The organism is Aquitalea sp. FG25 (assembly GCF_057809375.1).
Map to the genome: position 1 here is coordinate 321,269 of NZ_JBMDJV010000001.1, position 21,928 is coordinate 343,196.

Below are 21,928 nucleotides of genomic sequence, written 5' to 3' on the forward strand. Positions count from 1 at the left end.
CCTGATCTTATCTATGTAGACTTGGCGATCTCTGCGGGCAGTCTGATTAAAATTCAGCCTTTACCCATTACTGATTCAGTCCATTCTTTTGGAATGGCCACCAGCTGCGCTGATTATGGGGAGCAGTTTGCGCGGGTGTCAACGGGGTTTATTCGTTGCCTTGCAATTTATTTTCTGTGTTGTCAGCGCGCGGCCCCAAGGGCTTGTGCACGTTGCTGGCGCAGTGTGGCATCTTGTTCTATAACTTCCTGCCAGCCTTGAAGATTTTTCTCCACAATGCCTGCCAGCGCAGCAATCCAGTGCGGGTTGTCATTCAGGCAGGATATGTATCGAAATTCACCACCGCCGGCATGCTGGAAGCTATGTTTTCCTTCCATGGCTATTTCTTCCAGGGTTTCCAGGCAATCCCCAACAAAACCAGGGCAAATCACATCCAGTGATTTGCAGCCTTGCTTGCCTAATTGTTCAAGCGTGGCGCTGGTATAGGGTTGCAGCCATTCAGCCCGGCCAAAGCGACTTTGGAAGCTGATGACATATTGTTCTTTGGATAGCCCCAGACGCTCGGCCAACAGGCGACCGGTTTTCAGACATTCGCAGTGGTAGGGGTCACCCTTGTCCAGAGTGAAGCGCGGCACCCCGTGAAAGCTCATCAGCAATTTTTCGCCACGGCCATGTTGTTGCCAATGCGCTTGTACGCGTTGCGCCAAGGCATCGATATAAGCAGGGTCGTCGTGAAAGTGTCTGATTGTGCGCAACGCGGGCATATTGCGCAGCTTCATCAGTACACGGAATACATCGTCCAGGGCGGTGGCGCTGGATGAGCCAGCATATTGCGGATACAGCGGTAGTACCAGCAGCTTGTCCACGCCCTGAGCACGCATGTTCTGGATAACGCTTTCGATGGATGGCTGGCCGTAGCGCATGGCATAGTCCACCACCAGATTGCGCAGGCCGCGCTCACCCAGCAGTCCTTTGAGCAGGACGGCCTGTTTGCGGGTATTCACCAGCAGTGGCGAACCGTCCTTGCTCCAAATGCTGGCGTATTTCTCAGCCGATTGTTTTGGCCGGGTATTGAGAATGATGCCGTTGAGAATCAGCCACCAGATGGCCTTGGGGATTTCGATGACACGGGTGTCTGACAGGAATTGCTTGAGATAGGGGCGCACGGCACGGGCTGTCGGTGCGTCAGGGGTGCCCAGATTGATCAGTAAAATGCCGGTTTTGGCCTGGCTGTCATGAGAGAAGGGTGGTTCTGGAAGGTATCCGGACATGAGGTTCTCGCTACCTGTTCAGGTGGAGGCTGCCGACTCTGCGGTCAGCAGCCATGATGTGATTTTTGATGATGTACCGGGCTGGCCGTTTTACTCGTCCCGGGCGGGGATGAGTACGGTTCGGTTGCCATTGGTTTCCATGGCGGAAACCAAGCCTGCGGTTTCCATCTGCTCGATCAGCCGTGCGGCGCGGTTGTAACCGATGCGCAAGTGCCGCTGTACGGAGGAGATGGATGCCTTGCGGGTTTTCACCACAATGGCGACGGCTTCGTCATACAGCGGGTCGGCTTCGCTGCCGGCATCGGCCTCGCCTGCGGCTGCAGTGCTGCTGTCGTCAGCTTCAGCCTGGCCGGTGAGAATGCCTTCGATGTAGTCGGGTTCACCACTGGCCTTGAGGAACTCCACCACATGATGGACTTCATCGTCGGCGACAAAGGCGCCATGTACCCGATTGGGGTAGCCGGAGCCTGGCGGAAGATAAAGCATGTCACCTTGCCCCAGCAAGGCCTCAGCGCCCATTTGGTCGAGAATGGTGCGGCTGTCGATCTTGCTGGAAACCTGGAATGCAATCCGCGTTGGGATGTTGGCCTTGATCAGGCCGGTAATCACATCCACCGACGGGCGCTGCGTGGCCAGAATCAGGTGAATGCCGGCGGCGCGGGCTTTCTGCGCTAGCCGGGCAATCAGCTCTTCAATTTTTTTGCCAGCCACCATCATCAGGTCGGCCAATTCGTCGATTACCACCACAATCAAGGGCAGGGTGTCCAGCGGCTCTGGTGTTTCCGGGGTCAGGCTGAATGGATTGGGAATTTTTTCGCCAGCCTTTTCGCCGTCCTTGATCTTCTGGTTGTAACCAGCCAGATTGCGCACGCCCAGCTTGGACATCAGTTTATAGCGGCGTTCCATCTCGCCCACGCACCAGTTGAGCGCATTGGCAGCCTGCTTCATGTCGGTGACCACCGGGGCCAGCAGATGCGGAATGCCTTCGTATACCGACAGTTCCAGCATCTTGGGGTCTACCATGATCAGACGGACTTCCCGTGCCGTGGATTTATACAGCAAGGACAGGATCATGGCATTGATGGCCACTGATTTGCCAGAGCCCGTGGTGCCCGCCACCAGCACGTGCGGCATTTTCCCCAGATCCACCGTAACGGGCTGACCGGCAATATCCTTGCCCACGGCAATGGCTAATCGCGAGCTCATGTTCTGATAGCCATCCGAGCCGATGATTTCCGACAGACGCACAATCTGGCGTTTCGGATTGGGCAATTCCAAGCCCATATAGGTTTTGCCGGGGATGGTTTCCACCACGCGCACCGATACCAGTGACAACGCGCGCGCCAGATCCTTCATCAGGTTGACGATTTGCGCGCCTTTGACGCCGACGGCGGGTTCGATTTCGTAGCGGGTAATCACCGGGCCTGGGTAGGCGGCAATCACTTTCACATCAACTCCGAAGTCAGCCAGTTTGCGTTCGATCAGGCGCGAGGTGTATTCCACTGTTTCAGCAGACACCGGTTCGTGCTGGTCCTTGGGAGTTTCCAGCAGGCTCAGGCCAGGCAGTTCGCCACTGGCGGGGTCGGCAAACAGCGATTGCTGTACCGGTTTTTGTGCCTTGGGAGACAAGGGAACCTCGCTGAGCGTGGCTTCTATGCGTACCGGCGTCTTGTCTTCTTGCTTTTTCTTTTCCGTACTGACCTTGGCCTCGCGCTGCTGGGCGGTTTCACGGCCGATTTCCCTGTCCTTGCGCGCTTGCCAGCTATGCCACAGTTTCAGCACACCATCTTCCAGCGTGCCGCCAATTTTTTCCATGATGTCCAGCCAAGACAGGCCGGTAAACAGCGAAAACCCGATTGCCCCGGTAACCGATAGCAGCAAATAGGCACCCGATTGCCCCAGGCCATGGCCCAGCGCCTTGCCCAGCCAGTGCCCCAGCATGCCGCCCGGTGCCAGCGGCAGGTTCAACTGCTTGCCGGAAAGTACGATACCTTCCACGCTGGAGCTGGACAGCAGCAGCAGGAAGAAGCCACCCATGGCCGCCAGCGTCATCGGATTGAGTCGGAAACCCAGCGTTTCCATGCGGCGGTAGCCCCAGGCGATGGCAACCAGGCAAAACACCACCAACCACCAGGCGGACAGGCCGAAAATATAGAGCAGCATGTCCGACAGCCAGGCACCAAAAGCACCACCGTAATTGCGCACGGTGGGGTCGGAAGAGCTGTGGGACCAGGAGGGGTCTTGTGCAGAGTAGCTGGCCAGTACCAGCACCAGGTAGACCGCAGCCACCGCCATCAGCAGCCACCATGCCTCGCGCAGCAGGCTGGCAAGCTTGGGTGGCAATGGCGTTTGACTGTTTTTGACAACGGCCTTTCTTTTGAAAAGTCGCATTTTTCTCGTTATGGGCTATGACAGTGGGTGATTATAGCCTGACAAGGCGGCTTGGCGTGTTGGCAGTTGTCTGTAGCACTTTGCTGCCCAGCGTCAGGCCGGGTATAGGGCTCCCAGGACTCTGCGTCCGGATGCACCGGTAACTTCTGGCAGGTTGGCAGGTAGTCGATGGCAAAAGCGCCAGGCCAGCCAGGCAAAGGCGGCGGCTTCAACCTGATTGACCGGCAGGCCAAGCTCTGCCGTGCTGCGGATGGCAATACCTGGCATTTGTTGTTGTAGTGCCTGCATCAGCGCCAGATTCATCGCACCACCACCACACACATAGACGCTGGCGGTGCCTGGGCAGTGGCGCTGGATATCAAGGGCAATGCTGTGGGCGGTAAGTTGCAACAGGGTGTGCTGTACATCACGTGGCGCTATCGCAGGCTGCGCCGCCAACTGCTGCTGAAGCCACGTCATGCTGAACAGATCACGTCCCGTGCTCTTGGGGGGCTGCTGCTGGAAGTAGTCATCCGCCAGCATTTGCTGCAGTAGTGCTGGATGCAGCTGGCCACCCGCTGCCCAGTCACCATTGGCATCATAGGCAGCCCCGGTATGGTGCTGACACCAGGCATCCAACAACATATTGCCCGGCCCGCAATCAAAACCACTTACCGGCAAGTCCTTGGCCAAGCGGGTAAGGTTGCTGATGCCGCCGATATTCAGGATGACGCGGTTTTCGCCGTCGCTGGCGAAGATATCCTGATGAAACGCAGGAACCAGGGGCGCACCGTGCCCGCCCGCAGCCACGTCACGACTGCGGAAGTCGGCAACAACGTCGATGCCACAAAGTTCGGCCAGCAGCGCATGGTTGCCAATCTGCAAGGTGTAACCGGCATGCGGGGCATGTCTGATCGTTTGGCCGTGGCAACCGATGGCCTTGATGGCGGATGTCGGCAAGGCGCTGCGGGCCAGTAACTGGGCAACCACCTCGGCGTAACGCCGGGCCAGCGCATTGCCCAGTTGTGCTGCGCGGTCCAACTCGTTGTTGTCTACCGTTTGCAGTGCCAGCACTTGCTGCCGGATGCTGGAAGGAAAGGGTAGAAAACTGTCTGCTTCAACATGTGGTCGACCCTGCTCATCCATCGCCAGCAAGACGGCATCCACGCCATCCAGGCTGGTTCCCGACATCAATCCGATATAGCGTTCCGTCATTTTTGTACGTCTTTTCATGAATCCGGTTGGGCAATTTTTGTCAGCAAACCACACGGCAGCGCCAGTTTCGGCGGCAGCAAAGCATGCTCAGCTTTGTATTATGGCGTATGCAATGATCTTGCCATAGTCATCTTGCATTGATGGTGAGGCTACTGGCGAGGGCAATTTTGCGGTAAGGGCGGCAGTTTGCGATAATTCATCCCGCGATGCATGCCAGCGGCGGCATCGGAAGATACAGGGTTGGTGGAAACTGACAGTAAACCGGCCAGCTTGGGCCGAGGGGCATTGTCATAAGTTCCGCCAGCCGAACTTTTCAATCAAGGTGCTGATATAACCGTCGGCTCCTTGCCTGTTTGACTTTCACTCAATGAAGCTGACCTTGCTGTTGCCCGGCCTAAGCTGGCTGGATGCCCACGACGGGGCTGAAGTTTGTCGCGGCCTGGCCTTGCCTGCCCTTTCCATATTGCTGGGGCGTGGCCACATGCTGCGCCAGACTCCGACACTAACGGCCATGTGCCAGCAAGCGCTTGGCTTGCACGGCAGTGGTGTCGCAGCGGCCTATGCAGTGGCCGCTGGTCTGCCTGCAGGCCATTGGCTATTGGCCGATCCGGTTCATGTCCGTATCGATCGTGACCGTGCCTTGCTGGCAGACGTAGGCGTTATGCGCATTGCGCAGGATGAGGCCGATGCCCTGACCGCCAGCCTCAATCAGCACTTTGCTGAAGATGGTCTGCGGTTTCATGCCCTGCAGCCAGGCCGCTGGCTGTTGCAACTTTCCGCTGCGGCCGGCGCGGTGTTTACCCCACTGGCAGATGCGGTAGGAGAAAATGTCAACGAGCACCTGCCCGCCGGTGCACATGGTTTGCACTGGAATAAGCTGCTGAATGAAATGCAGATGCTGCTATATATCCACGCAGTAAATGATGCGCGCGAGCTGCGTGGCGAACTTTCAGTCAACAGCGTGTGGCTGTGGGGCGAGGGCGAGCCTGCGCTTGCACCGGCCAATGTACCGCGCCCTGATCTGCTGCTTGCCGATGACGAACTGCTCAGACAGCAGGCCGCCGCCGTTGGCGTGTCCGCAGATACCGCCCCCTATGATTGTGCCGGCCTGCTGGAGCAGATTGGCGCGCATGCCGCTGCCAACCATGTCCTGCTGGTGCAGGACAGCTTGCTGGCTGCAGCCCAGTATCGTGATGCCTGGGGATGGCGCGAGCAATTGCAGCGTATGGAAAACGACTGGTTTGCGCCATTATTGCAGGCGTTGAAACAGGGGCAGCTCAGCAGCCTGCGCCTGGTGAGTCATGGCCCAGCCGGTATGGATGTCAGCATCAGCCGCAAGGATTTGTGGAAATTCTGGCAGCGGCCACAGTCGCCAGCTGCCCTGTACTGAAAGTGATTATGTCGCGCATTGTTACCCGCAGCGTTCCCGCCGATTGCCATTCCACGCTGCTGGCACAGGGCATGAGTCCGCTGATGGCCCGCCTGTATGCCGCCCGTGGCATTACCGGCTGTGATGAGCTGGACTACGGCCTCAAGGCCTTGCTGCCATACCACGATATGAAAAATATCGCGGCCATGGCCCACCGGCTGGCGGATGCCATTGCTGCCGGTCAGCGCATGCTGGTGGTAGCGGATTACGATGCCGACGGAGCCACCGCCTGCACAGTAGCGGTGAAGGGGCTGTCCATGCTGGGCGGAAAGGTAGACTTCATCGTCCCCAACCGTTTCGAGTACGGCTATGGCCTGACCCCGGAAATTGTCGATCTGGCGGCGCACAGCAAGCCGGACATCATCGTCACGGTGGATAACGGTATTGCCAGCGTGGCTGGCGTGGAGCGTGCCCGCGCGCTGGGCATCGAGGTATTGATTACCGACCACCACTTGCCTGGTGATGTATTGCCGCAGGCGCTGATCGTCAACCCGAACCAGCCGGGCTGCAGTTTCCCATCAAAGAATCTGGCCGGTGTCGGGGTCATGTTTTATGTATTGTTGGCCTTGCGTGCGGAGCAGCGTCAGCGCGGCATCTATGTGGGCAAGACCGAACCCAATCTGGGCGAGTTGCTGGACTACGTAGCACTTGGCACGGTAGCCGATGTGGTTCGGCTGGATCAGAACAACCGCATTCTGGTGGAAAACGGCCTGCGCCGGATGCGGGCAGGCCGCATGGCACCGGGTATTGCAGCGTTATTCCGCATTGCTGGGCGGGCACATTACAAAGCCAATGCTTTTGATCTGGGTTTTACCCTGGGGCCACGGCTGAACGCAGCCGGGCGGCTGGATGATATGAGCCTGGGCATTGCCTGCCTGCTATCTGGTGATGAGGGCCAGGCCATGGCGCTGGCGCAGGAGCTGGATCGGCTGAACCGGGAGCGGCGCGTTATCGAGCACGGCATGCAAGATGAGGCGCTGGCGGTACTTTCCAGCATCGATCCGGCGGATTGCTACACCCTGGCCTTGTTTCGGGATGACTGGCATCAGGGCGTAGTCGGTATTGTTGCTTCCAGATTGAAGGAACGCTTTCACCGGCCTTCCATCGTATTTGCCCCGGGCGATGAGGGTGAGATCAAAGGCTCTGGCCGCTCGATTCCCGGATTTCATCTGCGGGATGCGCTGGATCTGGTGTTCAAGCGCCACCCCGGCCTGATACTGAAGTTTGGCGGCCACGCCATGGCCGCAGGGCTAACTATATCCGCAGCCCGCTTTGCTGAATTCCAACAGGCATTCGAGCAGGTAGGGCGCGAGCTGCTGGATGAAAACCAGCTGACGCGCACCATCGAAACCGATGGCGGGCTGGATGCCAGGGATCTGCATTTGCCATTTGCCGAAGAACTGGCGGCCGAGGTGTGGGGACAGGGCTTTCCGGTACCGTACTTCCATGACCGTTTCGCGGTGATGAGTCAGCGAGTGGTGGGAGACAAGCATCTGAAGCTGCGCATTGCCAAGCAAGGCCAGGAGTTTGACGCCATGCTGTTCAATCAGGTGGATTGGTTGCCCGACAATATCAATGCGGTCTACCAGTTGGTTGCCAATGAGTGGCAGGGCCGTAAGGAGCTGCAGATCTATCTGCAGCACTGGTCGGCCGTGGAGTGACGCAACGGGCGTGTTGTACAGTGACAGGTGGATAACTGGCTGATTTTATACCTGAAAATGACTGGCCGGCCGAAGAGGGCAGGCTCAGCCAGCCTGCCATCGACGCGTGCATCCTCTCCCGAATGAGTGGTGGGAGAGGATGTTTGCCAGCCGATTCTTGTCACAAGCCAGCACAAGGGCACGCCCCATGCTGGCTTGTGCTGTCATATCAGTCCTTGCGCCAGCATGGCATCAGCCACTTTGACAAAACCTGCAATATTGGCCCCGCGCACATAGCTGATACGCCCGTCCTCCATGCGCCCGTAGCTTACGCAGGCGTGATGGATGCCCTGCATGATGGCATGCAGCCGGGCATCCACTTCGCCATGGCTCCAGCTCAGTCGCGCTGCGTTCTGGCTCATTTCCAGGCCCGATGTCGCCACGCCGCCTGCATTGCTGGCCTTGCCGGGCGCATACAGGATGCCAGCGTGTTCAAACAGTTGAACCGCCTGCAGCGTGGAAGGCATGTTGGCACCTTCCGCCACGCAGCACAGCCCGTTGGCAATCAGCTGGCGCGCATCGTTTTCGTCCAGCTCATTCTGGGTGGCGCAGGGCAGGGCAACCTCCACCGGCACTTGCCATGGCCGCATGCCGCGCAAAAAGGGCAGACCAAGCCGCGCAGCGTAATCGCTGATGCGGCCGTAATGGCGATTCTTTACATCCATCAACTCCGCCAGCTTGGCCGGGGTAAAGCCTTGTTCATCGAGTACCGTGCCGCTGGAATCTGATGCGGTCAGTACTTTGGCACCCAGCTCCATGGCCTTGGCAATGGCGTATTGCGCCACATTGCCAGAGCCTGACACGCTAACACGCATGCCTTCCAGCGACATCCCACGGGTTTTCAGCATTTCCTGAGCAAAATAGACGGTGCCAAACCCGGTTGCTTCCGGACGCATCAGTGATCCGCCAAAGCTCAAGCCCTTGCCGGTAAAGACACAGTCTGCCCGATTGCCCAGTTTCTTCACCATGCCGGCCATATAGCCCACTTCACGAGCGCCAACGCCGATATCGCCCGCAGGGATATCGGTATCGGAACCAATATGGCGCTGCAACTCGCATGCAAATGCCTGACAGAAGCGCATGACCTCGCCGGGACTCTTGCCCTTGGGATCAAAATCGGCACCGCCCTTGGCACCACCCATTGGCAAGGTGGTGAGTGCGTTTTTCAGCGTCTGTTCAAAGGCAAGAAACTTCAGCACCGACAGATTGACTGATGGGTGAAAACGGATGCCGCCCTTGTAAGGGCCAATGGCCATGCTGTGCTGAATCCGGTAGCCGCGATTCACCTGGACTCGCCCGTGATCGTCTGTCCAGCAGATGCGAAACATGATGATGCGTTCTGGCTCCACCAGCCTTTCCAGCAAGGCTTGCCCGGTATAGTGGGGGTGCTGTTGCAAAAAAGGGGTGAGGCTGTCGAATACTTCGGTAACTGCCTGCAGATACTCAGCTTGGCCGGGGTTACGCTGCTGAACTTGATCAAGCAAGAGTGACATGTCGAACATGGCGGTATCTTTGTGCGTGGTCGATGGAGGCATGAGTGTAGCCAGCAACAGCAGGCATGCAGTCGCCAGACTGGGCGGGATGAAAAAAATCGGAATTTACCAATGGGGATGATGAAATTTCACCGCATGTTTTACTCATTGGGGATACGAAGAGGTAATAAGTCCTTATGAATATGTACAATTTCAAAAATCTCGACTATCCTCGGAAAATTGCTTACCCCGGGTGCAGATAATCATGATTGAACTGGCCGTAGCCATCCTGCTCAGCGGTGCCGCATGCTATTTGCTGGCGCACTACCGGGCACAGCGGCAGTACATGCAACATACCCAGCAAAGCGTGCAGCAAGAAGCCGGATTGCAGGCGCGGCTGGATGCGTTGCAGGAGAAGCTGCTAGCGCTGCACCAGCGTGAACATCAGCAGCAACAGGAAATTTCCAGCCTGCGCCAGCAGTTGGCCGAGTCACAGCAGCAAACTGCTGCACACTGGGCCAGCCGTCAGGAGCAGTCGCGCCAACTGGAACAGTTGCGTGTCGACATGCAGCAACAGGTTCAGCAATTGCAGCAGCAGGCTGCAGAACTGATGCGATTAAGCGGGCGCGAGCAAGAACTGCAAACCCTGTTGCAGATGGAGCGGCAGCAGTCGGCGGAAAAACTGACTCTGCTCAGCGAGGCACGGGAAGCCCTGGGAAACCAGTTCAAGGCACTGGCCAGCGATATTCTGGAAGAAAAATCCAAAAAATTTACCGAGCAGAACCAGCAAAATATCGGTGCCATGCTGGGGCCGCTGCATGAGCGGATTCAAGGCTTCGGCAAGCTGGTGCAAGACACCTACGACAAGGACTCAAAAGAACGACTGACGCTGGAGCAGGAATTACGCCGACTGCAGGAAATGAATACCCGGCTGAATCAGGATGCCGTTGCTCTGACGCAGGCCTTGACCGGTGCCAGCAGCAAAACCCAGGGCGGCTGGGGTGAAATGGTGTTGGAAAAGGTACTGGAAACCTCCGGCCTGACGCGAGATAGGGAATACCGGGTACAGGTGTCCGATGTATTGGAAACCGAAGACGGTATCAAACGCTATCAGCCTGATGTGGTGATTGATCTACCCGAAGGCAAACAACTGGTGGTTGACTCCAAAGTCAGCCTGAATGCCTATGTGCGGCATGTGGGTGCCATTGATGACGTTGCGCGCGAGCAGGCGCTCAAGGCGCATGTGGCGGCCATCCGTCAGCACATCCGCAGCCTGTCTGAAAAGCGCTACCAGGACCTGTATCGTCTCAATACCGTGGATTTCGTATTCATGTTCATCCCGGTTGAGCCTGCTTATCTGCTTGCCGTGCAGCATGATATGAGCCTGTTCAACGAGGCTTTCGAACGTCGCATCATGATAGTTGGCCCTTCCACCTTGCTGGCCACCTTACGCACGGTAGCCAGCATCTGGCGCTACGAATACCAGAATCAAAATGCACAGGAAATTGCCCGCCAGAGTGGTGCCATGTACGACAAGCTGGCGGGCTTCGTCGGCAATATGGAAAAGCTGGGCAAGCAGTTGGACAGCACGCGCGATGTTTTTGGTGATGCCATGCGCCAGCTCTCCAGCGGACGCGGTAATTTATTGTCCAGTGCCGAACGCTTACGCAAGATGGGTATCAAACACGGCAAGCAACTGCCGGCACATTTGCTGACTGACGAAGCAGAAGAGGGTGGTGATGTCTGAAGCGTGACCGGGGGGTGAAGTATTTCTGCCAAATGGTTAAGATAGCGCCGGTAAAACATGAAGCATGGCCGCAGCCTTGCGGCCTGCATAGCAAACAGGAGTATCAGTATGGTGTTCTTCAAGATTCCGATGCGCAATTCCAGCGAATGGGAAAAAATGTACGACTTCATCGTGGTGGAAATGAAATCTGCCGACGAGCTGGATGATGTGCTGTCTGCCACGCTGTACGACGTATTTGGTGAGTTTGACGACGAGCAGCCAGAACACTGGCAGCCGCAACAGCTGACGCTGGAACAGGCACTGGCTTCCGGCTGGCCGATTTTCAGCTATGCCATGTACCAGCGTGAAAAAGACATCGCCTGATCGATCTGCTTGATATGTAAAAAAGCCCTGATGGTTCAGGGCTTTTTTTATGCTGACAGATCAAGGGCAGGGGTTTGGAATACGTGCGTGAATGGCTTCCAGCTGATGGAGGATGGTTTCATCCAGCTGGACATGAATACTGTCCAGATTTTCCTGTAGCTGGGCCAGGGTGGTTGCGCCAATGATGTTGCTGGTCACGAAAGGGCGGCTATTGACAAAGGCCAGCGCCAGTTGCGCCGGACTTAAGCCATGATTGCGCGCCAGATCAACATAGGCCCGGGTGGCGGTTTCAGCTGCTTCGCTGCTGTAGCGGCTAAAGCGTTCAAACAAGGTCAGGCGAGCGGCAGCAGGGCGCTGACCATCCAGGTATTTACCGCTCAATACGCCAAACGCCAGTGGCGAATAGGCCAGCAAGCCTACATTTTCACGGCGACTGAATTCGGACAGACCAACCTCATACAGACGGTTCAGCAGGCTGTATGGGTTCTGGATGCTGACAACCCTTGGCAAACCCAGGTTCTCGGATGCTTTGAGAAACTGTGCCACACCCCACGGCGTTTCATTGGACAGACCAATAGCGCGGATTTTACCTGCCGTGATGAAATCTTTAAGAATGGACAGCGTTTCCTCGATGGGCGTACTGCCTACCGGATCATCCTGCCAGGGGAAACCCAGTGTGCCAAACGTGTTGGCCGTGCGATCCGGCCAGTGGAGCTGGTAAAGATCAAGATAATCCGTCTGTAAGCGTTGCAGGCTGTCATTCAATGCCTGTGTCAGATTCTTGCGGTCAAAATGTGGTTTCCCATCACGAAAATGGCTGGGGCGCTTCGGGTCGGTGGCCGGGCCAACAATCTTGCTGGCAAGAACAATACGGTCGCGCTGGCCCGTTTTCTTCAACCAGCTGCCAATATAGGACTCAGTCAGCCCCTGGGTTTCCGGACGAGGCGGCACCGGATACATCTCGGCAGCATCCAGTAAATTCACGCCATGCTCAAGAGCAAGGTCAATCTGGCTATGGGCTTCCGCCTCGGTATTCTGTTCCCCCCAGGTCATGGTGCCCAGGGCAATCACGCTCACCGACACATCAGTGTCGCCCAGCTTGCGATATTGCATGATTCTTGTCTTTCAATGCGGTGGATGGGGTAGTACATGGTACTGATACGAACGATAACTGAGAAGCCATATCTCGCCATAAGTAAAGCATGGGTAGTGCTTACTGTGGTTCGCATAATATATATTATGTCAAATATAGGAAGGAGAAATGGGAAACTGGCGTAACGCCAGTCCCCGATTGAACGCCTGACGATGGAACGAGATTTCTACCGTGATAACCTCGATAGACAAGCCCGATTCGGACTGATGGTTAACAACATTTTCCGAGATAAATCATGAAGAAAATTACTGCAGTAATCCTTATCGTTTCAGCTACGTCCAGTCATGCCGCAGTACTTAAGTGCATAGTAAACAGAACTAGCTTCTTAACTACAACACCTTACGAGCTAAGCGAGATCTGCTAAATGCCAGGCTAAGAAATGGCGACAAAGAGCAAGGATTGCTACACAGATCAAGCGATGCGCACGACGATTTAATGCGTGCCGGCTGCAGCTCATACTAGTACTGATCAGCTCGGCAGCGTGCGGCTTTTCCTTGTCGCCCAAGCGGTGACACCAGGATTACCGTGAACGATCTGCCGACAAGCGCTCCATGGCGGCGGACACGGCCTGACGGTAGGAAAGCCCTGGATTCTTGCGCTGTACAAACTGTACCAGCCGCGTAGCGCGAGCGGAGTCGCCCATGCATGCTCTGACGAGGCCGCTGAAGCCTGGCGAAACTGATGATTTGGCGAATAAGCGGGCTGCTGCAAATTTTCCGGCTGGCCGCGTTGTCCTTGCTTGTCCTTGCTTGCGCCGTGTTGTCACCAGATAAAGCAGAAACCACACTGCGATGATGAGGAGAAAAAATAGCCAAGCTGAATGCATGTTCTGGTCTGACCTTGATGGATTGAGATGGCTGGCGTCTACCCTCTTCGCTAGCCTTGTTTGTCGTTTCAATTAAATGATCATGTGGGATGGGTAAGGTTCCTGAAATACGGCAGGCGGTGGATTTTTGGCGTTATAATTCATCATTATCCACATAATGTTGACATTTATTTAAATGATTATTGATGAATATGCTGCTTCTTGCGGCGTTCCGGCTACGCTTTGTGGAGTCTGGCTGTGAGTTTCCCTACCCTGACGTTTTTCCCTGAAGATGCGGATGTTGCCGCTTTAGACTTGCAACGGAATCCAGCGGCCAACGGCTGGAATCGTCAGCATGGTCATTGTCTGATTGATGCAGATTCAGATGTCGAAGCTGTGCGGACTTGGTTAAAAGAGTATCGTGACCGCCCTCGTACGCTAGATTCCTATCGCAAGGAGGCCGAGCGTTTCCTGTTATGGTCAGCAATGAAGCGTGGCAAAAACCTGTCGGATATCAACCGGGATGATGTGCTGGAATATGGCTTGTTTCTGCGCAACCCGGACATAGGCTGGTGCGGGCCAACCAGGCCGCGCCAGCATCCAGAGTGGAAGCCTTTTGCCAAATGGTCTGCCGGAAAACATGGTCTGGCCGAATCCTCCTGCGCCCAGGCGCACGTTATTTTGTCTAATCTGTTCAATTATCTGGTTGAGGCTGGTTATCTAAGTCGCAATCCTTTTGCACTCAAGCGCGGACGTTCTGCGACCGCTCGTGCTATCCATGACGAGCGCCTGCTGGAAAAAGACACAATCGACTATCTGTTCTGGTGGCTGGAATCCTTGCCGGCAGAAACGGTGCGCGAAAAGCAGCATGCCGAGCGGGCCTTGTGGATTGTTTCGCTGTATTACTATACGGCAGCGCGCTTGCGTGAGATTCCGGCAGCGCGCATGGCTGACATCAAGCTGATTCGTGGTAACTGGTGGTTTCGGGTAATGGGCAAGGGGGAGAAAGAAGGTCTGGTGCCGGTGCCGCAAGCGTTGCTGGAGGCTGTTCAGCGCTATCGCCGTTTTCTGGGGCTGTCTCCCCTGCCCTCTCCTGGCGAAACCACGCCCTTGGTATGCAGTGTTTACGGCAAGCTCAGTCCGATCAGTGCGGCATCCTTGCATAAAATCATCAAGGCCACCATGAAGGCGGCGGCGGATGATGCCCGCAATGATATGCGCCTGCAGATTGCGGCCAATCTTGAATATGCTACGACACACTGGCTGCGCCACAGCGCCGCTTCGCATCAGCTGGAAGCCGGCCTGCCCTTGCTGACGGTTAGTCAGAACCTGCGCCATGCCCAGATTGAAACCACGCGTCGCTATCTGCACACCGAAGATGACGACCGGCATCAGGCCACGGTCAACTGGCGTGGGCCGCGCCAAAACCTTGATGATGCCCAGTGAGGTTGCAGCAAAAGAAAAAGGCCCTGACGGGCCTGGGTGGTGCAAGCGGCTGGGTCAGACGCTTGCAACGTCGCTTTGCACTTCGCTCTCGCTAAGGATTTCCTGCGCCCAGACAACGGCTTCCATATAGACGCTGTTGACCTGATCAAGATCCACCGTCATGGCTTCAGCCAGCCGGGTGATGGTGTCGTTATCGTCCTGCTCGCAGGCCTGGGCCAGTTGCAGTGGCATGGCGAACAGGCCTTTGTTATACAGCAGCGCATCGGAAATCATGAAGGGCAAATCAAGCGGTTCCAGCGCTTCGGCCAGCGGCATGCTCAGCAAGTCCCCCAGCAGAGAAAACATACCGGTAAGAAACAAATGCTCGGCTTCCAGCTTGTTGCCCCGGATAGTGCCCAGTTCTTCCATGAAGTGCGCCCGCATCAGTGACTTTTCCAGCAGTGTCAGCGTAGCTCCACTTTCGCTTTCCGAGGTAAACAGCAATAGCGACAGCCATTTGAACAAGGCACTGCGCCCCAGCAACATCAAGCCATCCTCGATGGTCTGAATTTTGCGTGACAAGCCGTTGACCGGAGAGTTGACGAAGCGCAGCAACTTGAACAGCAGCAGCGAGTCCAGTTTGAACTGCGCCTCTATCTCCGTCGTGGGTGCATTGGCGCGCAACAGACGCATGATTTCCAGCACCCGGCCCTGATTGGCCCCTTCTTTTTGGCTGACCCTGTTGTGTGCAACGGAAAGATAGGAACCATGAAACAGGGCAAAGCGGTCACTGTCCTGCCCTCGGCTGCATAGGGCTAGCTCTTCGGCGGTATTGATATTGCGGGCTAGCCAGCGGATATGGGGATAACGCTGAGGTAATTGTTCCAGCAGGGGGAATAAGGCCCGGGTATTGGCTGCGGCAAAGTCCAGCACCAGATAATCCATGCGCTGATACAGTGCAAGCGCGGTGGGGCTGCTGCCATAACGTGCCGGCTCTACGGCAAAACGCAAACCCGTGCCACGCAAGGCATCCAGCTGCGGCAGCAAATCCTCAGTCAGTTGTTCGCCTTCCAGTAGATCCAGCTGATAAATGGTGCTGTCGGCGGGTAATTTCTGCGCCAGCAAATCATCTAGCGACGCCAGGGAAACATGAATGAATGCCCGGCGAAACGTCAGCAGGCGAAAGATATTCATGTTTTTCAGTGTGCTGAACAGCAGGCGGTCGAAGGTGCGGCGATTGGCAGCGTTTCGATTGCCGCTGACGCTATCCTTGACGGTGAATTCGTAAGCGACAATACGTTGCGATTTATCCTGGATAGGCTGGTGGGAAACAAAACCCAAGGTCTGCGGCAGATTCAGTGGTGCGTTGTGGGAGCGGTGGTGATCAACTACCGTGGGCGCCACCGGTGCGTCCACGACAGCTGCTGCCTGCTCACCCCGGCTGAGCAGTCCGCCAAGTAATTTTTTTAACATGCTTCACTCTCTGACTTGCTGACGTGTACTGGTTGCAAACTGGCCCTAAAGACAGCTACGCCCTGATCATGACAGTGTAGTCAGTAATGCAGCTGGCGGACAATCGCATCGGCAGCCCGCAAGCGATTATTTACAGCGGACAGACTGTATTGTTGATACGGCTCAAACTGTAGGCAGCCAGCACTGCTCAACAAAAACCCCCGCAAAGAAAGGTGTGAGCAGACGTTCGGCATCGTTTTCCAGATTGACCACCTGCGGGCTGAGCAACCAGCTGTCAACCAGGCCGCAAATCATCGAGTGCAGGCAGCCCGAGGCACAGTGCAGATCCAGACCGGGGCGCACCTGCCCCATTTCGGCAGCTTGTTCGAGAATGGCCTGCAGGTTTCCCAGCTTTTCCATCAGCCAGGTGCGGTCCATCAGATGGGAGTTCTGCATTTCGCCCACATACTCGCAGCGCAGGTTGATGATGCCGACAACCCGGGCAATGCGCGGGGTGGTGGTCACCAGTTGCAGTACGCCGCAACTGTGTTGCCACAGGCGTTGTGCCGGGCTGAGGCCTGGGCTGTGCCCTTCTTCCAGCAGCAGTTTCATCATTTCTTCGAATGGCGGAAAAGCGCGGTCACACATGGCATTGAACAGGTCGGCCTTATTGTCGAAATGCCAGTAAATGGCACCTCGGGTGAGCCCTGCATGCTCGGCGATACCAGCCAGCGTAGTTTTACTGACGCCCTGCTCCCAAAACAAATGTTCTGCGGCGTCCAGCAACAGGTGTCGCGTCTTGTCTGCTTCTTCTTTAGTTTTGCGTGCCATCGTGTCATCAATCCGAAAAGATGGCCGGGTACATTGCCCGGCCATTCAGGTAGGCCGGCATTATTGCACGCGCGGTGCAACCTTGCCGGCCTCTAGCGGTTTAACTGCCTTGCTTGCGCTCTTCCAGCGGCTGCCAACCACCACCAAGCACCTTGTACAGGGTTACCAGATTGGATGCCTGCGACAGCTGGGTGCTGATGAGATTTTGCTGGGCCGAGTACAAAGTACGTTGCGCCACCAGCAGGGTCAGATAGCTGTCGACGCCTACCTTGAAGCGCGCTTCGGAAAGCTGCAGGCTGCGCTGACTGGAATTGACCAGCGCCTGCTGCGCCCGCAGTTGCGTGCCAACGGTGCCACGCACGGCCAAGGCATCCGAAACTTCGCGGAAGGCAGTCTGGACGGCCTTTTCGTACTTGGCCACCGTGATGTCGCGTGCCACCTTGGCCGAATCAAGATTGGCACTCAGGCTGCCGGCATTGAAGATGGGCAGGTTGATGGATGGGCTGAACGACCAGGTGCCGCTACCGGCCTTGAACAGCTCGGACAGATTGCTGGAGCTGGCTCCTGCACTGGCGGTCAGGCTGATGCTGGGGAAAAACTTGGCCCGCGCGGCACCGATATTGGCATTGGCTGCTTTCAGGTCGTGCTCGGCAGCCTGTACGTCCGGGCGGCGTTGCAGCAAGGTTGAAGGCAGACCGGCTGGCAGATCCGCCAGCTTGCCCTGTGTCGATAGTTCACTGCCTTTCAGTATGTCATCCGGCACCGTGGTGCCAACCAGCAGGGTGAGCGCATTTTCATCCTGCGCCACCTGACTGAGGTAACCGGCCTGATCGGACAGCGCGGATTGCACGGTGGTTTCTGCGTCACTCAGGTCAAGCTCGGTGGCAGCACCCACTTCCAGCTTGCGCCGGGTGAGTTCCAGGGAAGCCTGCTGCGACTTGACGGTTTCGTCCGACACCTTCAGGTGCTGGCGGTCTGCCAGTAGCGTCAGGTAGGCATTGGCCACTTCGGCCACCAGAGAAATCTGCGTGCTGCGGCGGGTTTCTTCCAGCGAGAAGTAATTTTCCAGTGCCTGTTGTTTCAGGCTGGACAAGCGGCCAAACACATCCAGCTCATAAGCGCTAAAACCGATGCCTGCGCTGTAGCTGTGGCTGATGTAAGCGCTGCCGGTGGTGCTGGAATTAGCCGATACGCGCTGATTGGTACCGCTGCCGCTGGCGCTGACGGATGGAAACAGGTCAGCCTTGGTGATCTGGTACTGCGCACGCGCAGTTTCGATATTCAGGGCAGCCACGCGCAGATCACGGTTGTTTTCCAGCGTCAGCCGAATCAGCTTTTGCATGGCCGGGTCGGTAAAAAATTGCTGCCAGGCCAGTTGATCTGCCGTGGAGCTGCCAGCTTTGTCTGCCGGCACCCCCTGATAGGCTGGCCCGGTTGGCCACTGCGCAGCCACCGGAGAAGCCGGCTGTTGGTACACCGGAATCAGCGAGCAGCCAGCCAGTGCACTGGCCAGTACGCTCAGACTAAAAATCTTGATGAGTCGGGACATTACAGACCTTCCTTGCTGATGCCATGCATGTCGTCCGCCAGTTTTTTCGGCGGGAAACGACGGCGCACAACCACGAAGAATACCGGAACCAGGAAAATCGCCAGTACGGTGGCGGAGATCATGCCGCCCATCACGCCGGTACCAATGGCGTTCTGGCTGCCCGAGCCGGCGCCGTGGCTGATCACCAGCGGCAGAATGCCCAGGATGAAGGCCAGCGAGGTCATCAGGATGGGGCGCAGACGCATGCGCACCGCTTCCATGGTGGCCGCAATCAGTTCCTTGCCATGTTCTTGCTGCTCCTTGGCAAATTCCACGATCAGGATGGCATTTTTGGCTGCCAGACCAATCGTGGTCAGCAAGCCCACCTGGAAGTACACGTCATTGGTCAGGCCACGCATGCTGGCTGCCAGCAAGGCACCAATCACACCCAGCGGCACCACCATCATTACCGAGAACGGAATCGACCAGCTTTCATACAGCGCAGCCAGGCAGAGGAACACGATCAGCAGCGAGATGGCATACAACGCCGGTGCCTGCGAACCGGACAGACGTTCTTCGTAGGACAGACCGGTCCATTCATAGCCAATGCCTGCCGGCAATTGCTTGATCAGGTTTTCCATTTCAACCATGGCGGTACCGGTGCTGACTCCGGGCGCGGGCGTGCCAAGAATTTCCACCGACGATTGGCCGTTGTAACGCTCCAGACGCGGCGAACCAAAGCCCCAATGCGAGCTGGCGAAGGCAGAGAACGGCACCATGGTGCCCGTGGCATTACGGACATACCAGTTGGCCAGGTCTTCCGGCGACATGCGGAATGGCGCATCGCCTTGCAGGTACACCTTCTTGATCCGGCCACGGTCAATGAAGTCATTGACATAGCTGGAGCCGATGGCCGTACTCAGCGTGGTATTGATGTCGGAAACCGATACCCCCAGCGCATTGGCCTTTTCATGATCCACATCCAGCAGATACTGCGGATTGTCACTCAGGCCATTGGGACGCACACCCACCAGCTTGGGGTTCTTGCCTGCCATGCCCAGCAGCTGGTTACGTGCAGCCATCAGCTTGTCATGCCCCAGGCCGGCACGGTCCTGCAGCTGCAGGTCGAAGCCGGAGGCATTACCCAGCTCCATGACGGCTGGCGGTGCAAAGGCAAAGATCATCGCATCGCGAATCTGGCTGAAGGCACCCATGGCACGACCGGCTACCGCCTTCACGGTCAGGTCAGGACGATTGCGCTCATCCCAGGGCTTGAGCTGGACAAAACCCAGACCCATGTTCTGGCCGCTACCGGCAAAGCCGAAGCCCGATACGGTAAACAGTGAGCTGACTGCCGGGTCGTTCAGGAAGTGCTTTTGCACTTGCAGCAATGCCGCATCAGTCCGTTCCTGCGTGGCCCCCGGCGGCAATTGCACCTGGGTAAACAGGATGCCCTGGTCTTCTTCCGGCAGGAAGGAGGTGGGCAGGCGCATGAACAGTACCGCCATGGCAATGATGATGCCGGTGTAGATCACCATGTAGCGGAAGGTCTTGTTCAACATGCGCGACACGATGCTCTGGTAGCGCTCGTTGTTGCGGTCGAAGGTGCGGTTGAACCAGCCAAACACGCCACTGTATTCGTGACCGACGTCATGGCCTTTTTCAACAGGCTTGAGCAAGGTGGCGCACAAAGCCGGTGTCAGCACCAGCGCCACCAGCACCGACAGCGCCATGGAGGACACCACGGTAATGGAGAACTGGCGGTAAATGACGCCAGTGGAGCCACCAAAGAAGGCCATCGGCACAAATACCGCTGCCAGTACCAGCGCAATGCCGATCAGCGCGCCGGTAATCTGGCCCATGGATTTACGGGTGGCTTCGCGTGGTGGCAAGCCCTCCTCGCTCATCACCCGCTCCACGTTTTCCACCACCACGATGGCATCATCCACCAACAGACCGATGGCCAGCACCAGGCCAAACATCGTCAGCGTATTGATGGAGAAACCGGTGGCTGCCATCACACCAAAGGTACCCAGCAGCACAACCGGAACGGCAATGGTGGGAATCAGCGTGGCACGGAAGTTCTGCAGGAAGACATACATCACCACGAATACCAGACCGATGGCTTCCACCAGCGTCTTCACCACTTCTTCGATGGAAATCTTCACGAAGGGGGTGGTGTCGTACGGGTAAACCGCCTTTACGCCCTTGGGGAAATAGGCGGACAGTTCGGTCACTTTGTTGCGTACGGCCTGGGCGGTATCCAGTGCATTGGCACCACTGGCCAGCTTGATGGCCACACCGGTAGCCGGCTTGCCATTGAACAAGGCCTTGGTGCGGTAGGTTTCCGCGCCCAGTTCGATGCGGGCAACGTCTTTCAGCAATACGCGTGAGCCGTCGGTATTCACCTTCAGCAGGATCTTGCCAAACTGCTCGGCACTGGACAGGCGGGTTTGCGCCACGATGGTAGCGTTCAACTGCTGACCCGGCTTGGACGGCAGGCCGCCCAATTGACCGGCAGATACCTGGGCATTCTGCGCAGTAATGGCGGCAGATACGTCGGAAACGGTCAACTGGTAGCTGTTGAGCTTGTTCGGGTCCAGCCATACGCGCATGGCGTATTGCGAACCGAACAGCGTCACTTCACCCACGCCATTTACCCGGCTAAGCGAATCCTGCAGGTTGCTGGATACATAGTCACCCAGGTCGGTGCCGGTCATGCTGCCGTCTTCGGACACAAAACCCACCACCATCAGGAAGTTACGTGCCGATTTGGTGACGGTGATGCCCTGCTGCTGCACCACGGTAGGCAAGGTGGCCATGGCAGATTGCAACTTATTCTGCACTTGGACTTGCGCGGTATCCGGATTGGTGCCGGCGTCGAAGGTCATGGTAATGGTGACCGCACCAGTGTCATCACTGGTGGAGTTCATGTAACGCAGGTGGTCGATACCCTGCATTTTTTGCTCGATCACCTGGGTGACACTGTCTTCAACGGTTTTGGCCGATGCGCCCGGATAAGTGGCGTTGATGGCGATCTGCGGCGGGGCAATGGCCGGATACTGGGATATCGGCAGGCTGCGGATCGACAGTAAGCCTGCCAGCATGATCACGATGGCGATCACCCAGGCAAAGATTGGCCGGTCGATAAAAAATTTGGACATGAA

Annotated in this window: 15 protein-coding genes; 5 read left to right on the forward strand and 10 right to left on the reverse strand. The window is 56.8% G+C overall.

Annotation, left to right across the window (positions count from 1 at the left end; all coding sequences use genetic code 11):
* Positions 1–182 precede the first annotated feature (182 nt).
* The 3 genes from hemH to ACODR9_RS01495 all read right to left on the reverse strand — a co-directional run bounded on the left by hemH (position 183) and on the right by ACODR9_RS01495 (position 4,856).
* The gene (hemH, locus tag ACODR9_RS01485; RefSeq protein WP_488807232.1) at positions 183–1,271 is read right to left on the reverse strand and encodes a ferrochelatase; all 1,089 of its coding nucleotides are present in this window, start codon (positions 1,269–1,271) and stop codon (positions 183–185) included.
* Between the two features lie 90 nt (positions 1,272–1,361).
* Entirely contained in the window at positions 1,362–3,662 is a 2,301-nt protein-coding gene (locus ACODR9_RS01490) for a DNA translocase FtsK (RefSeq protein ID WP_488807233.1), read from the reverse strand.
* Positions 3,663–3,755: 93 nt separating this feature from the next.
* The gene (locus ACODR9_RS01495) at positions 3,756–4,856 is read right to left on the reverse strand and encodes an anhydro-N-acetylmuramic acid kinase (RefSeq protein ID WP_488807234.1); all 1,101 of its coding nucleotides are present in this window, start codon (positions 4,854–4,856) and stop codon (positions 3,756–3,758) included.
* A gap of 367 nt (positions 4,857–5,223) precedes the next feature.
* Between ACODR9_RS01495 and ACODR9_RS01500 the strand changes: the two genes are divergently transcribed.
* Entirely contained in the window at positions 5,224–6,246 is a 1,023-nt protein-coding gene (locus ACODR9_RS01500) for a hypothetical protein (protein ID WP_488807235.1), read from the forward strand.
* 5 nt (positions 6,247–6,251) lie between these two features.
* Positions 6,252–7,946 carry a single-stranded-DNA-specific exonuclease RecJ gene (gene recJ / locus ACODR9_RS01505; protein WP_488807282.1) on the forward strand — a complete coding sequence of 565 codons (1,695 nt, stop codon included), beginning with the start codon at positions 6,252–6,254 and terminating at the stop codon, positions 7,944–7,946.
* A gap of 203 nt (positions 7,947–8,149) precedes the next feature.
* On the opposite strand, the gene gdhA is transcribed toward recJ, so the two are convergent.
* The gene (gene gdhA, locus ACODR9_RS01510) at positions 8,150–9,487 is read right to left on the reverse strand and encodes an NADP-specific glutamate dehydrogenase (RefSeq protein ID WP_488807283.1); all 1,338 of its coding nucleotides are present in this window, start codon (positions 9,485–9,487) and stop codon (positions 8,150–8,152) included.
* A 235-nt stretch (positions 9,488–9,722) separates the two neighbouring features.
* Here gdhA and ACODR9_RS01515 point away from each other — a divergent pair, with 235 nt between their 5' ends.
* Positions 9,723–11,204, forward strand: coding sequence for a DNA recombination protein RmuC (locus ACODR9_RS01515; protein ID WP_488807236.1), 1,482 nt, complete (start codon positions 9,723–9,725; stop codon positions 11,202–11,204).
* 108 nt (positions 11,205–11,312) lie between these two features.
* Complete coding sequence (locus tag ACODR9_RS01520; RefSeq protein ID WP_488807237.1) at positions 11,313–11,567, forward strand: hypothetical protein; 255 nt, start codon at positions 11,313–11,315, stop codon at positions 11,565–11,567.
* 60 nt (positions 11,568–11,627) lie between these two features.
* Here ACODR9_RS01520 and ACODR9_RS01525 read toward each other — a convergent pair whose 3' ends face one another.
* Positions 11,628–12,680, reverse strand: coding sequence for an NADP(H)-dependent aldo-keto reductase (locus tag ACODR9_RS01525; protein WP_488807238.1), 1,053 nt, complete (start codon positions 12,678–12,680; stop codon positions 11,628–11,630).
* 560 nt (positions 12,681–13,240) lie between these two features.
* Positions 13,241–13,363: a hypothetical protein gene (locus tag ACODR9_RS01530; protein ID WP_488807239.1), complete on the reverse strand. Its 123-nt coding sequence runs from the start codon at positions 13,361–13,363 to the stop codon at positions 13,241–13,243.
* Positions 13,364–14,011: 648 nt separating this feature from the next.
* Between ACODR9_RS01530 and ACODR9_RS01535 the strand changes: the two genes are divergently transcribed.
* Positions 14,012–14,971, forward strand: coding sequence for a tyrosine-type recombinase/integrase (locus ACODR9_RS01535; protein WP_488807240.1), 960 nt, complete (start codon positions 14,012–14,014; stop codon positions 14,969–14,971).
* Positions 14,972–15,025: 54 nt separating this feature from the next.
* Here the strand turns inward: ACODR9_RS01535 and ACODR9_RS01540 are convergent, their stop codons facing one another.
* From ACODR9_RS01540 to ACODR9_RS01555, 4 genes are all read right to left on the reverse strand, one after another.
* Entirely contained in the window at positions 15,026–16,423 is a 1,398-nt protein-coding gene (locus ACODR9_RS01540; protein ID WP_488807241.1) for an EAL and HDOD domain-containing protein, read from the reverse strand.
* 162 nt (positions 16,424–16,585) lie between these two features.
* Positions 16,586–17,233, reverse strand: a complete 648-nt coding sequence (locus ACODR9_RS01545) for a TetR family transcriptional regulator (RefSeq protein WP_488807242.1) — start codon at positions 17,231–17,233, stop codon at positions 16,586–16,588.
* Positions 17,234–17,333: 100 nt separating this feature from the next.
* Complete coding sequence (locus tag ACODR9_RS01550; RefSeq protein WP_488807243.1) at positions 17,334–18,782, reverse strand: efflux transporter outer membrane subunit; 1,449 nt, start codon at positions 18,780–18,782, stop codon at positions 17,334–17,336.
* Complete coding sequence (locus tag ACODR9_RS01555; RefSeq protein ID WP_488807244.1) at positions 18,782–21,925, reverse strand: efflux RND transporter permease subunit; 3,144 nt, start codon at positions 21,923–21,925, stop codon at positions 18,782–18,784. The genes ACODR9_RS01550 and ACODR9_RS01555 overlap by 1 nt, the downstream gene beginning before the upstream one ends.
* Positions 21,926–21,928 lie beyond the last annotated feature (3 nt).

Excerpts from the sequence above, each read along its gene's own strand:
- hemH (WP_488807232.1), bottom strand. The coding sequence starts at position 1,271 with ATGTCCGGATACCTTCCAGAACCACCCTTCTCTCATGACAGCCAGGCC.
- ACODR9_RS01555 (WP_488807244.1), bottom strand. The coding sequence starts at position 21,925 with ATGTCCAAATTTTTTATCGACCGGCCAATCTTTGCCTGGGTGATCGCC.
- ACODR9_RS01520 (WP_488807237.1), top strand. The coding sequence starts at position 11,313 with ATGGTGTTCTTCAAGATTCCGATGCGCAATTCCAGCGAATGGGAAAAA.
- ACODR9_RS01495 (WP_488807234.1), bottom strand. The coding sequence starts at position 4,856 with ATGACGGAACGCTATATCGGATTGATGTCGGGAACCAGCCTGGATGGC.
- ACODR9_RS01525 (WP_488807238.1), bottom strand. The coding sequence starts at position 12,680 with ATGCAATATCGCAAGCTGGGCGACACTGATGTGTCGGTGAGCGTGATT.
- ACODR9_RS01540 (WP_488807241.1), bottom strand. The coding sequence starts at position 16,423 with ATGTTAAAAAAATTACTTGGCGGACTGCTCAGCCGGGGTGAGCAGGCA.
- gdhA (WP_488807283.1), bottom strand. The coding sequence starts at position 9,487 with ATGTTCGACATGTCACTCTTGCTTGATCAAGTTCAGCAGCGTAACCCC.
- ACODR9_RS01490 (WP_488807233.1), bottom strand. The coding sequence starts at position 3,662 with ATGCGACTTTTCAAAAGAAAGGCCGTTGTCAAAAACAGTCAAACGCCA.
- ACODR9_RS01550 (WP_488807243.1), bottom strand. The coding sequence starts at position 18,782 with ATGTCCCGACTCATCAAGATTTTTAGTCTGAGCGTACTGGCCAGTGCA.
- ACODR9_RS01535 (WP_488807240.1), top strand. The coding sequence starts at position 14,012 with ATGAAGCGTGGCAAAAACCTGTCGGATATCAACCGGGATGATGTGCTG.
- ACODR9_RS01500 (WP_488807235.1), top strand. The coding sequence starts at position 5,224 with ATGAAGCTGACCTTGCTGTTGCCCGGCCTAAGCTGGCTGGATGCCCAC.
- ACODR9_RS01530 (WP_488807239.1), bottom strand. The coding sequence starts at position 13,363 with ATGGGCGACTCCGCTCGCGCTACGCGGCTGGTACAGTTTGTACAGCGC.
- ACODR9_RS01545 (WP_488807242.1), bottom strand. The coding sequence starts at position 17,233 with ATGGCACGCAAAACTAAAGAAGAAGCAGACAAGACGCGACACCTGTTG.
- ACODR9_RS01515 (WP_488807236.1), top strand. The coding sequence starts at position 9,723 with ATGATTGAACTGGCCGTAGCCATCCTGCTCAGCGGTGCCGCATGCTAT.